This window comes from Methylobacterium sp. Leaf85 (genome assembly GCF_001422125.1).
GTDB lineage: Bacteria > Pseudomonadota > Alphaproteobacteria > Rhizobiales > Beijerinckiaceae > Methylobacterium > Methylobacterium bullatum.
The window spans coordinates 306,302-319,241 of record NZ_LMME01000012.1 but is presented as its reverse complement, the minus strand read 5'-3'; the positions used below and the strand labels follow the sequence as shown (position 1 = coordinate 319,241).

14 protein-coding genes and 1 tRNA gene are annotated in these 12,940 nt (G+C 66.5%); 5 read left to right on the top strand and 10 right to left on the bottom strand.

The features are described 5' to 3' along the window. Positions 1-92: 92 nt before the first annotated feature. The gene (locus tag ASF08_RS10250) at positions 93-641 is read right to left on the bottom strand and encodes a formaldehyde-activating enzyme (RefSeq protein WP_018042789.1); all 549 of its coding nucleotides are present in this window, start codon (positions 639-641) and stop codon (positions 93-95) included. Between the two features lie 205 nt (positions 642-846). Between ASF08_RS10250 and ASF08_RS10245 the strand changes: the two genes are divergently transcribed. Next, positions 847-2,058 carry an NADP-dependent isocitrate dehydrogenase gene (locus tag ASF08_RS10245; protein ID WP_056144499.1) on the top strand — a complete coding sequence of 404 codons (1,212 nt, stop codon included), beginning with the start codon at positions 847-849 and terminating at the stop codon, positions 2,056-2,058. Between the two features lie 66 nt (positions 2,059-2,124). Here the strand turns inward: ASF08_RS10245 and ASF08_RS10240 are convergent, their stop codons facing one another. The 3 genes from ASF08_RS10240 to glgX all read right to left on the bottom strand — a co-directional run bounded on the left by ASF08_RS10240 (position 2,125) and on the right by glgX (position 6,629). Then, complete coding sequence (locus ASF08_RS10240; RefSeq protein WP_056144496.1) at positions 2,125-2,448, bottom strand: hypothetical protein; 324 nt, start codon at positions 2,446-2,448, stop codon at positions 2,125-2,127. 35 nt (positions 2,449-2,483) lie between these two features. Continuing rightward, positions 2,484-4,121, bottom strand: coding sequence for a hybrid sensor histidine kinase/response regulator (locus tag ASF08_RS10235; protein WP_056144800.1), 1,638 nt, complete (start codon positions 4,119-4,121; stop codon positions 2,484-2,486). Between the two features lie 231 nt (positions 4,122-4,352). Beyond that, positions 4,353-6,629 (bottom strand): glycogen debranching protein GlgX, encoded by a 2,277-nt coding sequence (gene glgX / locus ASF08_RS10230; RefSeq protein ID WP_244474496.1) that lies wholly within the window; start codon positions 6,627-6,629, stop codon positions 4,353-4,355. 196 nt (positions 6,630-6,825) lie between these two features. Here glgX and ASF08_RS10225 point away from each other — a divergent pair, with 196 nt between their 5' ends. After that, positions 6,826-7,581 carry an SHOCT domain-containing protein gene (locus ASF08_RS10225; RefSeq protein ID WP_056144494.1) on the top strand — a complete coding sequence of 252 codons (756 nt, stop codon included), beginning with the start codon at positions 6,826-6,828 and terminating at the stop codon, positions 7,579-7,581. A gap of 432 nt (positions 7,582-8,013) precedes the next feature. Here ASF08_RS10225 and ASF08_RS10220 read toward each other — a convergent pair whose 3' ends face one another. From ASF08_RS10220 to ASF08_RS10200, 5 genes are all read right to left on the bottom strand, one after another. Continuing rightward, positions 8,014-8,325 carry an ETC complex I subunit gene (locus ASF08_RS10220; protein ID WP_018042781.1) on the bottom strand — a complete coding sequence of 104 codons (312 nt, stop codon included), beginning with the start codon at positions 8,323-8,325 and terminating at the stop codon, positions 8,014-8,016. A gap of 49 nt (positions 8,326-8,374) precedes the next feature. Further along, a tRNA-Pro gene (locus ASF08_RS10215) sits at positions 8,375-8,451 on the bottom strand. 128 nt (positions 8,452-8,579) lie between these two features. Beyond that, the gene (locus ASF08_RS10210) at positions 8,580-8,831 is read right to left on the bottom strand and encodes a hypothetical protein (protein WP_056144492.1); all 252 of its coding nucleotides are present in this window, start codon (positions 8,829-8,831) and stop codon (positions 8,580-8,582) included. 72 nt (positions 8,832-8,903) lie between these two features. After that, a complete protein-coding gene (locus tag ASF08_RS10205; RefSeq protein WP_056144489.1) occupies positions 8,904-9,098 on the bottom strand; it encodes a hypothetical protein in 195 nt (64 codons plus the stop codon). Between the two features lie 68 nt (positions 9,099-9,166). Further along, positions 9,167-9,430, bottom strand: coding sequence for a hypothetical protein (locus tag ASF08_RS10200; RefSeq protein WP_156462927.1), 264 nt, complete (start codon positions 9,428-9,430; stop codon positions 9,167-9,169). 212 nt (positions 9,431-9,642) lie between these two features. On the opposite strand from ASF08_RS10200, the gene ASF08_RS10195 reads away from it, so the two are divergent. Next, complete coding sequence (locus tag ASF08_RS10195; protein WP_056144483.1) at positions 9,643-10,344, top strand: glutathione binding-like protein; 702 nt, start codon at positions 9,643-9,645, stop codon at positions 10,342-10,344. Between the two features lies 1 nt (position 10,345). Here ASF08_RS10195 and ASF08_RS10190 read toward each other — a convergent pair whose 3' ends face one another. Continuing rightward, entirely contained in the window at positions 10,346-11,260 is a 915-nt protein-coding gene (locus ASF08_RS10190; RefSeq protein ID WP_056144480.1) for an MBL fold metallo-hydrolase, read from the bottom strand. Positions 11,261-11,445: 185 nt separating this feature from the next. On the opposite strand from ASF08_RS10190, the gene ASF08_RS10185 reads away from it, so the two are divergent. Together ASF08_RS10185 and ASF08_RS10180 are read left to right on the top strand one after the other, a co-directional pair. Then, the gene (locus ASF08_RS10185; RefSeq protein WP_056144794.1) at positions 11,446-12,468 is read left to right on the top strand and encodes an LLM class flavin-dependent oxidoreductase; all 1,023 of its coding nucleotides are present in this window, start codon (positions 11,446-11,448) and stop codon (positions 12,466-12,468) included. A 76-nt stretch (positions 12,469-12,544) separates the two neighbouring features. Continuing rightward, the gene (locus ASF08_RS10180) at positions 12,545-12,913 is read left to right on the top strand and encodes a hypothetical protein (protein ID WP_056144477.1); all 369 of its coding nucleotides are present in this window, start codon (positions 12,545-12,547) and stop codon (positions 12,911-12,913) included. Positions 12,914-12,940 lie beyond the last annotated feature (27 nt).

Genomic DNA, 12,940 nt, shown 5'->3' with positions numbered 1-12,940 from the left:
CGGTCGCGGGATCCCTGGAAGGCTCCTTCGAGGCCGCTACGCGGCACCTCAGGATGAGGTAAATGCTTGGAAAAAACGACTCAGACAGGCGCTCAGATCTTACCGTCGAGGCCCATCTGGTAGTATTTGTGGATGATCTTGTCCTGGTTCTCCAGGAGCCAGTCGATCGAGGGCTCGTTGGTCATGGCCTTGCGGATCGCTTCCGTCATGCCCTTGCGCTGGATCTCGAACAGGGCCTTGTGGTCGACCGTCTCCGCCTCGATCACGCCGGGGCTGAGCCAGACCGAGCAGATGATGCCGAGATCGTTGGCCTTCTCCTTGGGGATGTAGCCGAGGCGCACGGCGTCGAGGACGCCGTTGGCGATGGCGAACTGCACCGTGCCCATGAGGATGGAGGTGTACTTGGATTCCGTGACGCTGACCTTGGAGACGCAGAGCGTCACCGGCCGCACCATGATGTCGGTGTTCAAGAGCGCGAAGACGCGGGAATGGCCCACCACCTGATCGCCCGTGAGGGTGGCGAGCGCCGTGCCGACCGGCCCGTCGAGCTCTCCGATGATGACCTCCGGCTCGGAGGCGGTGTTGGGCGGGCCGCCGGCGACCAGGGCCTCGCCGGCCCGCAGGATGATGCGTTCGCTCATGGACATGTCCTTCTCGATGTCGGAATGGCCCGCACATTCCCGCCCCGTCGCCGGATGTCCAGGGGGATCGGCGAATTTCGAGCCCGCCGACGCCCCGCCCGATCTGTAAGGGGCACGGCTTTCGCGTCCTGTTGCAGCGCGCTATGACCGCCGCAGCGGGAGCGCGGCCGGCCCCGGCCGCGTGATGAGAAAGGTTCTGAGGATCATGTCGAAGATCAAGGTGGCGAACCCGGTCGTCGAACTCGACGGCGACGAGATGACCCGGATCATCTGGAGCGAGATCAAGAACAAGCTCATCCACCCCTATCTCGACCTCGACCTCGACTATTACGATCTCGGCGTCGAGCACCGCGACGAGACGAACGACAAGGTCACCGTCGATGCGGCCGAGGCGATCAAGCGCCACGGCGTCGGCGTCAAATGCGCCACCATCACCCCCGACGAGCAGCGGGTGGAGGAGTTCAAGCTCAAGGAGATGTGGCGTTCGCCCAACGGCACGATCCGCAACATCCTCGGCGGCGTGATCTTCCGCGAGCCGATCATCTGCAAGAACGTGCCGCGCCTCGTGCCGGGCTGGACCCAGCCCTTCGTCATCGGCCGCCACGCCTACGGCGACCAGTATCGCGCCACCGACTTCAAGGTGCCCGGCAAGGGCCGCCTGACCATCAAGTTCGAGGGCGACGACGGCACAATCATCGAGAAGGAAGTGTTCAAGTTCCCCGCCGCCGGCGTCGCCATGTCGATGTACAACCTCGACGAGTCGATCCGCGACTTCGCCCGCGCCTCGCTGAATTACGGCCTCGCCCGCAAGTACCCGGTCTACCTGTCCACCAAGAACACCATCCTCAAGGCCTATGACGGCCGCTTCAAGGACCTGTTCCAGGAAGTGTTCGACGCCGAGTTCAAGGCGAAGTTCCAGGCGCTCGGCATCACCTACGAGCACCGCCTCATCGACGACATGGTCGCCTCCTGCCTCAAATGGTCCGGCGGCTACGTCTGGGCCTGCAAGAACTACGACGGCGACGTGCAGTCGGACACCGCCGCCCAGGGCTTCGGCTCGCTCGGCCTGATGACCTCGGTGCTGATGACGCCGGACGGCCAGACCGTGGAGGCGGAAGCCGCGCACGGCACGGTGACGCGCCATTACCGCGAGCATCAGAAGGGCAAGGAGACCTCCACCAACTCCATCGCCTCGATCTTCGCCTGGAGCCGTGGCCTCGCCCACCGGGCCAAGCTCGACGACAACGGCGACCTCGCCAAGTTCGCCAACACCCTGGAGAAGGTCTGCGTCGACACGGTGGAAGCCGGCTTCATGACCAAGGATCTCGCCCTTCTGGTGGGCCCCGATCAGCGCTGGCTTTCCACCACCGGCTTCCTCGACAAGGTCGACGCGAACCTGAAGACCGCCATGGCCTGAGGGCGAGGCTCGGGTTCCCCCTCTCCCCGCCGGGCGGGGCGAGGGGAATGCCCGGCCATCGCCGCTTCAGGTTGAAGACCTTGCCGCCTCGGCGTTGCGCTTGCGGGTCGCGGCGGCTTTCTTTGCCGAGGCGGAGCGCTGCTCGGCGGTGCGGGAGGCCGAGGCCTTTCCGCCGGCGGCGCCGCCCTTGTGGGCCGCCGGGTGGGAGCTCGATTTGCCCCTCCCCGATCCGCCCGGATGCTTGCCGCCGCCATCGTCCTTGTTGACGGTCGCCCAGGCGCGGGCCTCGGCTTCCTTCTCCGGCACGCCGCGCTCCTCGTAGGAGTCCGCGATGTGCTCGGCCTTGCGGATCTGCTTGTCGGTGTATTTCGACTTGTCACCCTGTGGCATGGCGCGCCTCCCGTAGCGGGCCCCGCGCCGCTGCCTCAGCTGCCGTCGGTCGGACCGTCCAGGATGGCGCGAACGCGGCGGATGAGATCGGTCCGGCGATAGGGCTTGTTCAGGAGATCGAACTCCGAACCCCCGGCATCGGTTCGCTCGAGACTCGCCTCGGCGTAGCCGGTGGTCAGCAGGACCTTCAATCGGGGTTGCCGCCGCTTGGCCTCGCGGGCGAGCATGATGCCGTTCATCCCGCCCGGCATGATGAGGTCGGTGAACAACAGGTCCACCGAACCGCTCGAATCCAGGATCTCCAGCGCCTCGCGTCCGTTCCGGGCCATCAACAGCGTGTAGCCGCTGTCGCGCAGGATGGTTCGCGCCAGTTCGGCCACGTCCTCACGGTCGTCGACGATGAGGATGGTCTCGGTCCCCTGCCGATCCACCGTCCCCGGCACGGCGCGGTTGGGCTCCCGGTCGTCCTCGGCGGCGGCGGGGAAGGACAGGCGGACGCGCGTTCCCTCGCCGACGACGGACTCGATCTGCGCCGCGCCGCCGGATTGCTTGGCGAAGCCATAGACCATCGAGAGGCCGAGCCCCGTGCCCTTGCCCTCGTCCTTCGTCGTGAAGAACGGCTCCATCACCCGCGCCAGGGTCGGCGGCGAGATTCCCGCCCCGGTATCGGTGATGGTCACGGTGACGTAGCGACCCTCACCCAGGGGTTCCGACCCGCCGAAATCCTGCGAGCCCAGATCCTGCGCGCCGATATCCCGGTTCTCGGTGGAGATCACGACGGTGCCGCCCTCCGGCATGGCATCGCGGGCATTGATGAGGATGTTGAGGAGGGCGACCTCCGCCTGTGCCGGGTCGACACGGCAGTTCCAGAGGTCTTCGCCCAGGTCGAGCCGCAGCGTGATCGCGTCACCCAGGCTGCGCGCGGCCATATCCTCCATGCCCTTCACGAGGGCGTTGAGATTGACCGCGCGGCCGTCGAGACGCTGCTTGCGCGCGAAGGCGAGAAGCTGCTGGGTCAGGGTGGTCGCCCGTTCGGCGGCGGTCCGGATGTTGTCGGTTGCGCGCCGAAGGCGGTTCCGGTCCGCATCCGGACGGTCGAGCCCGTGGCTCAGAATATCGATGTAGCCGACGATGACCTGGAGAAGGTTGTTGAAGTCGTGGGCGATGCCGCCGGTCAGCTGGCCGAGCGCCTCCATCTTCTGGGCCTGACCCAACGCCTCCTCGACGGTGCGGCGGCGGGAGACATCGAGCTGCGAGGCGAAGAAATACACGAGCTCGCCGGCCGCATTGTAGATCGGCGCGACGAACAGCGCGTTCCAGAACGTCGATCCGTCCTTGCGGTAGTTGACGATCTCGGTGGCGAATTCCCGCCGGGCCTGGATCGCCTCGCGCAGGGCGTTCACGCTGTCCCGGTCGGTGTCCGGTCCCTGCAGGAAGCGGCAGTTGCGACCGATGATCTCCTCGGTTGCATAGCCTGTGAGGCCCAGGAAAGCCTTGTTGACGAAGACGATCGGATTGTCGTCCTGCCGCGGGTCGGTGACCACCATCGGCATCCGGGTCGCTTCGACAGCCGTAAAGAAGATGTCGCTGGTGTGATCGGCGATCTCCGACACCGCTCCCGTTCTCACGCGCGGCGGTACACCAGCAGGCGGCTTCTCGGGGCTATCGGTCATCATCTGTCGGTTGTCGTGCCAGGGAATGAAGGTGGGTCAGAAATACCCAACGGCTGGCACATCATCCGTTTCCCTCGACACATCTCGCGATGACGACGCAGGCGCCCCCGTCGTCATCGATCGAAACGGCCTGGAGTTGCGCCCGACCGGCGGGGTCGGGACGCATCTCCAGGCCTTCGTCGTGCCGCGCTCGTCGTGGCCGACGCAGCATTCACCTCGGCGGAGCGCGGGTCAGGTCGCCGAGGGGGCGAAGCGCACGCTCTCGATATTGGCGCGTTCGAACGCCTGCATCACGTGCTGGTACGAGCGCTCCATCTCGGTCGCCTCGTCGCCTTCGGTTTCCTCGGGCTTCAGCACGAACATCAGCATCGAGCGTCCGGTGACGTCGTAGCGGTCGCCGATGGCCCAGGTGCCGACCTCCTGGCTGTCGGGCAGGTTGGTGTCGAGGAGCCGCGTCCAGCCGACGCCGCCGACGGAACCCGGCAGGGTGAAGGAGACGAGATCGCTATAGGCGTTGTAGAGGATCAGCAGCGTCGCATCGCCACCCCGGCGGTGGATGCCGGAAGCCTGGGCGCGGCCGTCGAGCAGGACGGCGATGGAATGCGCGCCGCCATCCGTCCAGTTCTCCGTGGACATTTCCTCGCCGTCGGGCCTCAGCCAAGTGACGTCCTTGACGCCGAGGTCTTCGTCATAGGCGCCGGAGAGGAACCGGCCGCGGGTGAGGATCGGCAGGGCCTCGCGCAGGATGGTGAGGCGCTGCGTGAACTCGGCGAGGTCCCGACCGGCATCGTCGATCCCCTCCCAATCGAGCCAGGAGATCTCGTTGTCCTGGCAATAGGCGTTGTTGTTGCCGCCCTGGCTGCGGGCGAACTCGTCGCCGGCAAGCAGCATCGGCGTTCCCCGCGAGAGGAACAGCGTCGCCATCATGTTGCGCATCTGGCGGGTGCGCACCGCCTTGATCGCCTCGTCGTCGGTGGGGCCTTCGACGCCGTAGTTGTTCGAGAGGTTGTGGGAATGCCCGTCCCGCCCGTCCTCGCCATTCGCGAGGTTGTGCTTCTCGTTGTACGAGACCGTGTCGTTCAGCGTGAACCCGTCATGGGCGGTGAGGAAGTTCACCGAGGCCCAGGGCTTGCGCCCGCGCTTGTTGAACTTGTCGGCCGACCCGGTGATGCGCGAGGCGAGGCTCGGCAGAAGACCGGAATCGCCGCGCCAGTAGCCGCGGACATCGTCGCGGAAGCGGTCGTTCCACTCCGCCCAGCCGGGAGGGAAGCCGCCGACCTGATAGCCGCCCGGACCGCAATCCCATGGCTCGGCGATGAGCTTGACCGAGTTCAGCACCGGGTCCTGCCGGCAGGTGTCGAGGAAGCCGCCGCCCTCGTCGAAACCGTGCGGCTCGCGCCCGAGGATGGTGGCGAGGTCGAAGCGGAAGCCGTCGACCCGCATTTCCGTCGCCCAGTAGCGCAGGGAATCGGTCACCAGCTGCAGGACGCGCGGGTGCGACAGGTTGAAGGTGTTACCGGTGCCGGTATCGTTGATGTAGTAGCGCTCGTCGCCCGGCATCAGGCGATAGTAAGAGGCGTTGTCGACGCCCTTGAACGACAGGGTCGGCCCCTTCTCGTTGCCCTCGGCTGTGTGGTTGTAGACCACGTCGAGGATCACTTCGAGGCCGGCGCCGTGCATGCGCGCCACCATCTCCTTGAACTCGGAGAAGGCGAAATCCGGCACCGCCGCGTAGCGCCGGGCGGGCGTGAAGAACGAGATCGTGTTGTAGCCCCAGTAATTCACCAGGGTCTTTTCCTGGAGATAATCGTCCTGCACGAAGGCATGGACGGGCAGGAGCTCCACCGAGGTCACGCCGAGGCTCTTGATGTAGTCGAGCACCGCCGGGTTGCCGAGGCCGGCATAGGTGCCGCGCAGCTTCTCCGGCACGGCCGGATGCAGCTTGGTGAAGCCCTTCACATGGGTTTCGTAGAAGATCGTCTTCTCCCACGGCACGTGGGGCTTGCGGTCCCGTCCCCAGGTGAAGGCCGGGTCGATGACGCGGCTGCGGCGGGTGAAGGGCGCGGAATCGCGCTCGTCGAAGGTGAGGTCGTCGCCCGTCTCCATCTGGTAGCCGAACAGGGCCGGGTTCCAGGTGATCGAGCCGACGAGGCCCTTGGCGTAGGGGTCGATGAGCAGCTTGTTGGGATTGAAGCGGTGGCCGGCCTTGGGCTCGTAGGGGCCGTGGACCCGGTAGCCGTAGATCGTGCCGGGACGCGCGTCGGGCAGGTAGCCGTGCCAGATCTCGTCGGTATATTCGGGCAGTTCGATCCGCTCGAGTTCCTGCTCTCCGGCATCGTCGAACAGGCAGAGCTCGACCTTGGTGGCATGGGCCGAGAACAGGGCGAAGTTGACGCCGAGGCCGTCCCAATTGGCGCCCAGCGGATAGGGCGATCCCTCTTTGATGCGCGATCGTACCGCCTTCGTCTGCGTGGCGGCTTGCGGCATCGGGGGGTTCTTGGCGACCATGATCACTCCAGGGGGGGCTCGCTGCCTGAGGCGGAGCCCGACGGCATGAATTCTGCCGAGTGAACGTTCATGCTTGACCGTAAGGTCCGCCGGCGCGGAAACTTTTTGCGGTGCGAGAGGCACTTTCGCGTCAATGCCGTACTATGGTCGGGTCGCTTTGCCGCGCTCGACATCGTCGCCGTTCTGGAGCCAGCCCATGCCCGACAGATCTTCCGTTTTGCAGACCGTCGCCGACCGGCACGGCGTCAGCGTCGACGCCGTGCGCCATCTCATGCGCGCGCTGGAAGCGGGCAATGGGACCATGGCCCAGTTCAACCATCCCGAACTCGGAGGGTTCGGCCAATGGTCGTCCGGCGGCATGACCATGATCGGCAACATGTTCGACGCGAATCTGAAGTCGCGCGTGGCGGCGATCTGCTCGGATCTCGCCCAATCCCTGCCCCCCGGCGGCTGGGACGACGGCTCGGCTTCCGCGACCTGGTGGCCCGCCGAACTCGGCCGACCGGCGACGTCCGGCTCGCAGAACGGCATGCGCTACGCCTATTTCCCGGATAGCCGGTTGCTCGCGGTGGAAACCGCGGGAACGCTCGTCCTCTACGATACCGGGCATTACGACATTTCCGGCGTCTCGCAGCAGCAGGGCGATACGCAGAGCCTCCGCTTCAGCGGCCGCAACGGTTACGTCGACCTCGAATCGCTCCAGCGGGTCAGCGTGGCCCCCACGCCGGAACGCTCCCTCGAACCGAAGCCGTTCCACCCCGAGCCGATCGTGGCCCCGCCCCGCACCGAAGACCGTCCGCGTCCGGCCCCGGAGCCGGACTTCCACCAGACCGGAGCCCCCTCGGGGGACGTGATCTCGACCCTCGAGCGCTTGTCCGAACTCCACCGCAAGGGCGTGCTCACCGAGGCGGAGTTTTCGTCCAAGAAGGCCGAACTCCTGGCGCGGTTGTAGGGGGCGCGGTCGGCGACGAGCGATTGCGCCGGGACCTCCCTCCCCACGGCGTTTCCCTTGCCGCGGGGCTCGGACCGGAACTTGGAAGTGTCGTCAGGCCCGTCGCGCGCGGCCGGTCATGCAACTGCGCGCGTCATCGCCCGACTGGGCGGAATCACCGGGGACCTGGTCGATCGATCCGACGGCATGCTTCCGGCGTCGAGAGCCCCGCCATACACGGTACGACACAACGTGCGGCGTCCCGAATACCTCCCGGCATCCGGACCCGCTCCCATTTCCGCGGCTTTTATCGTAACGAAGGCTCGATGACCGATAACGAAATGCGCGAATCACGCGCCGCACTCATTCTGCTCGCCGTCGCCGTGGCGTCGGTCCTGATATTCGGCGCGATCACGATTCTGACTCAGATCTGAGCCGAATGCCCCGGCGATCTCAGTGGGTCCAAGGCGCCGTGCGGTTGAATTTGAAATTGTCCGAATAGGACAGGCCCTTGCGGATCGCGGGCTTCTGGGGCTGCTCGACCCGGAAGGTGATGCCGTTGCGGGTGGCGTAGGCGACGGCCTCGTCCTGGGTCTCGAACGACAACCTGACCTGCTGCAGCATGTCCGACGATCCGGTCCAGCCCATCAGGGGGTCGGTGTCGCGCGGGGAGCTCTGGTCGAATTCCAGTAGCCAGGCCTTGGTGCGGGCCGTGCCGGATTGCGAGGCATCCTTGGCGGGCTGATAGATTCGAGCACTCGGCATCGTGGGGTCGATAGCTCCAGCAGGAGAGAACGGCCGATACGCACGCGATTGGTCGGGGCGATAGGATTCGAACCTACGACCCTCTGGTCCCAAACCAGATGCGCTACCAGGCTGCGCTACACCCCGACACGCTCGCGCGCAGAGCGGAGGTACGGTTTTTGGAAGCAAACAGCAAGCGCGCCGCAGAGATAAGCGCCACGATGGTGAAGGCGAGCCGAACTCTGCGGCCCCTCCCCTGTCGGCGGCTCTGCGGATCAGACGGAGAACGCCACGCCGAGCTTCCGGTCCCGTCTCCAGACGACCGTGCAGGCGCGCGGCTTGGCGTAGGCGGTCATCACCAGGATGAACTCGTCCGGAACCTCCTCGGGAGACTCGACCTCGATCTGTGCGCCGGTCTCGGACTGGTCCCAGACCAGGCAGTCGATATCCGCCCGCTCGCCCGCGAAGGAGAGCGCCCCGATGCGAAATGCACCTTTCCGCGAGGCGCGGCGACGATTGGTAGTCACGTCATGGATCCAGCTCTAACCTGACGCCGACTGTCACCCTGGCCGGTTAATTTTCAGGCTATCGGTACAATGTCAGACCAACACGTCGACGACGCGGTTCTGACCTGTCGGGCGGGCGTTCGAGGTTGGTTCGGTACGCGCGCCGACATTGACGGAGACGACGTTCGGCTCGGCCTCGCGTTGGCGCAGGGCGTCGCGTCGGGCATCCGTCACGACGTCGATGGCTTTCAGCAGTCCAAGTGAGCTCAGCGAAACCGTGATCGTCATCGGGAGGGGCCTCCGTCGATGGATGGGGGTGCTATGCCTCGAGCGCGGAGCGGTCTACGGGCGGGATGCTACACGAGGATGTCGAGGACGCGCTTCTCGGTGTCGAGGGTCGATTTCAGCACCGCCGTGTTGACCTCGAAGCTCGCCTTGCTCTCCAACAGTTGCATGGCCGAGCTCGACAGGTCGACCTGGGTCGGGCTGGGGAGGATCTGATCCACCTGGGTCGGGCTGGGCATGGTCATGCCGACCGAGGCGATCTGTTCCGCCGCGTTGCTGAAGCGCTGGGAGGCCGCCACCATCCCGCCGCCGCTGATCGAGATAGCGCTGCTCATCCTGCCGGTCTCCCGCTCGGGTACCCCCGTGAGCGATCATGCAAGCACGAGAACCCTGAAGCAATCGGTCGAACAATCCCTCGCATTCTAGTGACCTGCCACTCGACCAGCCCGGTATTCGCGTGACCGGCGCGGCTTGACCTCGGTGCCGGCGGTCGCCAACTCGACCTTCGGCGCTGCCCGGCAATCGCGGCGCGCTGAAAGGAATTTCGATGATCGATCTGCATTACTGGCCGACGCCGAATGGCCACAAGGTGACGATGTTCCTGGAGGAGGCTGGGCTTCCCTACACGATCAAGCCGGTGAACATCGGCAAGGGCGAGCAGTTCAAGCCGGACTTCCTCGCCATCGCCCCCAACAACCGGATGCCGGCCATCGTCGATCACGAACCGCCGGGGGGCGGCGCTCCGATCACTCTCTTCGAATCGGGCGCGATCCTGCTCTATCTCGCGGAGAAGACCGGACGCTTCATCGCCGCCGACCTGCCGGGTCGGGCCGAGGTGCTGCAATGGCTGTTCTGGCAGATGGGCGGACTCGGGCCGATGCTCGGCCAGAACCACCACTTCTCCCAATATGCGCCGGAGAAGATCCCCTACGCCATCGAGCGCTACGTCAAGGAGACGAACCGGCTCTACGGCGTCCTCGACCGGCGTCTGGCCGACCGGGAGTTCGTCGCCGGGCCGGATTACTCCATCGCTGACATGGCCTCCTATCCGTGGATCGTCCCCTGGGAGAAGCAGGGCCAGAACCTCGACGATTTCCCCAACCTCAAGCGCTGGTTCACCGCCATCGCCGAGCGTCCCGGCACCAAGGCGGCCTATGCTCGCGCGCCCGAGGTCAACCCCGACCACGGCAAGACCATGAGCGAGGACGCCAAGAAGGTAATGTTCGGCCAGACCGCCAAACGGGTCTGACCTATCGCCGGAGGCTGTCCAGCCTCACCGGGGCGGCGTGCGGGCGGGTCGCCAGCATGCCGTCGATGAGCGCCAGCACCTCGGCCCGGCCGCAATTGGCGGCCGGCTCGAACGGGGTCCAGGTCTGGGTGAAGTCGAGTTGGGCGAAGACGTCGCGGTAGCGGCGCAATTCGTTGGTGGTCAGCGGCACCCCGCGCACGAAGGCCTTGTGCGCCGAGATCGTCTCGGCCCGGCGGAAATCCTTCGGGTCGAGCTCGAATTTCAGGGCGTCGCCGCAGAACAGGATCTTTCGCCCCCGGTCGAACAGGATCGCGTGGCCGTCGAAATGCCCTGCCGTGCGGTGGAGTTCGAGGCCGGGCAGCGGTTCGAGGAAATCGTCGTAGGGCCAGGAGACCTGCAAGGCCGCGCTCCAGATGAAGTCGGCGGCCGGCAGGCACAGTTCCGGGTCGAACCGGTCCTGCAGCTGCACCAGCGCCCCATAGGCATGAGGGTGCGAGGAAGACAGCACCTGCATCCCGCCGAGGGACGCGATGTGCTTCAGCGCCGCCTCGCTGAAGACCGGGCAGGCCTCGAAGCCCATATTCCCGTCGGGCGTCTGGATCAGGTAGGCGCTCGGCCCGATGCCGGAGACGGGATCGTTCCAGAAACGCCAGATTCCCGGCTCCAGCTCCTCCCAATGGCAGGGGAAGCGGTCCTGCGCCTCGCGCTCGCTCCAGAACTGCCAGCCCTTCTGCGGCACCACGTGACGTGCGTCGAGGCACATCGGACACGAGGGCGGCGGCGCGAAATGGCGCTGCCAGAACCCGCAATTGTCACAGGTATAGGCGGGGAGATCGAGGGCGCCGGCGAAGGGCAGGTATCCGGGAGACACGGTGGCGTTGCTCGGGTTCGGGGCGGGAGGTCGAGGCCCAGCCATATAGGTCGTGCCGCGAGGCTGTCGCGGGTCGGATGACGAGAGGATCGCTTCGGCGCCGGCCGGAACGCATGGCTCCTGCGCCGGACGGCCCGGTTGCGAAGCGGCGGCGGCGTCGCGATCTCTTCCGGGTGGGGACGTTCATGGCCGGCGCGAGCCGGTCGCTCATGCAAACGGACACGCGATTCATGATCCCTCTTTCCGTTCTCGACCTCGCCTTCGTGCCGCATGGCGCGACGCCCGGCGACGCCCTGCGGAACACCCTCGACCTGGCGCGGGCCGCCGAGCGCCTCGGCTATCGGCGGTTCTGGCTCGCCGAGCACCACAACATGGTGGGCATCGCCAGCGCGGCGACCTCCGTGGTCATCGGCCACGTGGCCTCGGGCACGAGCCGAATCCGTGTCGGGGCCGGCGGGGTCATGCTGCCGAACCACTCGCCCATGGTCATCGCCGAGCAGTTCGGCACGCTGGAGACCCTGTATCCGGGCCGGATCGATCTGGGCCTCGGGCGCGCTCCGGGCACAGACCAGCGGACCTTGCGCGCCCTGCGGCGCTCACCCGAGACGTCCGACCAGTTCCCGCAGGACGTCCTCGAACTCCAGGCGCTGCTGGGCGACGCGCAGCCGGGCCAGGTGATCCAGGCCGTGCCGGGGACGGGCACCAAGGTGCCGCTCTGGATCCTCGGCTCCAGCCTGTTCGGGGCGCAGCTCGCCGCCATGCTCGGCCTGCCCTACGCCTTCGCCTCGCATTTCGCGCCGGATGCGTTGATCGAGGCGCTTTCCGTCTATCGCGAGCGCTTCACCCCGTCCGAGCAGTCGACGGCGCCCCATGCCATGGTGGGCGTCAACGTCGTGGCGGCCGAGACCGATGCCGAGGCATGCCGCCTGTTCACCTCGGCGCAGCAGCAATTCGCCAATATGTTCCGGGGCACGCGGGGCCTGCTGCCGCCGCCCATCGACGATATCGAGACCTATTGGTCGCCCTCCGAGAAGCGCCAGGCTTCGGGGATGCTGGCCCGCGCCATCGTCGGTTCGCCGGAGACCGTGCGTCGGGGGCTCGCCGACCTGATCGCCGAGACCGGGGCGGACGAACTCATGGTGGCGAGCGCCATCCACGACCATGCCGCCCGCCTGCGCTCCTACGAGATCCTGGCGGATGTCGCCGCGGCGCCGGTCCGGGCCGCTCCGGCGCGGGAACTCGTCGCGGGTTGATCCCGGCTGCGCCGGGCGGGGTCTCGCATCGCTTAGGAGGTGTGCCTATGGTGCGCCACCAACCTCACGGGCCGACATGATCAAGAAGACGCACCTTCCCTCCGACGCGACTCTCGCGGACGTCGTCCCCACCCTGGAGGAGGCCGACGCCTATCTGAGCCGGCTGCTCACCAACATGCGCTTCTGCCAGAAACGGCACGGCAATGCCTCGGTCCGCATCGCGGTCACGGGCAAGGGCGGCCACCCGTCCTACCGGGTCGATTACGTCAAGCCGGTGGCGCCGGACCCGGACGGCACGCCGTTCGACGCCTATGGCGGCAAGGCCCATTACAGCTTCACCGCCATCAACATCATGGAGACCAACTGGAGCAGGTGCTCGATGAGCATCGACGAGGTGCTGAAACTCCAGGCGGACTTGCGGAAGCCGAAATTCGAGGAACGGTGAGTCCGGGGGCCTCGCTCTGATCGCTCT

Excerpts from the sequence above, each read along its gene's own strand:
- ASF08_RS10250 (WP_018042789.1), bottom strand. The coding sequence starts at position 641 with ATGAGCGAACGCATCATCCTGCGGGCCGGCGAGGCCCTGGTCGCCGGC.
- ASF08_RS10245 (WP_056144499.1), top strand. The coding sequence starts at position 847 with ATGTCGAAGATCAAGGTGGCGAACCCGGTCGTCGAACTCGACGGCGAC.
- ASF08_RS10240 (WP_056144496.1), bottom strand. The coding sequence starts at position 2,448 with ATGCCACAGGGTGACAAGTCGAAATACACCGACAAGCAGATCCGCAAG.
- ASF08_RS10235 (WP_056144800.1), bottom strand. The coding sequence starts at position 4,121 with ATGACCGATAGCCCCGAGAAGCCGCCTGCTGGTGTACCGCCGCGCGTG.
- glgX (WP_244474496.1), bottom strand. The coding sequence starts at position 6,629 with ATGGTCGCCAAGAACCCCCCGATGCCGCAAGCCGCCACGCAGACGAAG.
- ASF08_RS10225 (WP_056144494.1), top strand. The coding sequence starts at position 6,826 with ATGCCCGACAGATCTTCCGTTTTGCAGACCGTCGCCGACCGGCACGGC.
- ASF08_RS10220 (WP_018042781.1), bottom strand. The coding sequence starts at position 8,325 with ATGCCGAGTGCTCGAATCTATCAGCCCGCCAAGGATGCCTCGCAATCC.
- ASF08_RS10205 (WP_056144489.1), bottom strand. The coding sequence starts at position 9,098 with ATGACGATCACGGTTTCGCTGAGCTCACTTGGACTGCTGAAAGCCATC.
- ASF08_RS10200 (WP_156462927.1), bottom strand. The coding sequence starts at position 9,430 with ATGAGCAGCGCTATCTCGATCAGCGGCGGCGGGATGGTGGCGGCCTCC.
- ASF08_RS10195 (WP_056144483.1), top strand. The coding sequence starts at position 9,643 with ATGATCGATCTGCATTACTGGCCGACGCCGAATGGCCACAAGGTGACG.
- ASF08_RS10190 (WP_056144480.1), bottom strand. The coding sequence starts at position 11,260 with ATGGCTGGGCCTCGACCTCCCGCCCCGAACCCGAGCAACGCCACCGTG.
- ASF08_RS10185 (WP_056144794.1), top strand. The coding sequence starts at position 11,446 with ATGATCCCTCTTTCCGTTCTCGACCTCGCCTTCGTGCCGCATGGCGCG.
- ASF08_RS10180 (WP_056144477.1), top strand. The coding sequence starts at position 12,545 with ATGATCAAGAAGACGCACCTTCCCTCCGACGCGACTCTCGCGGACGTC.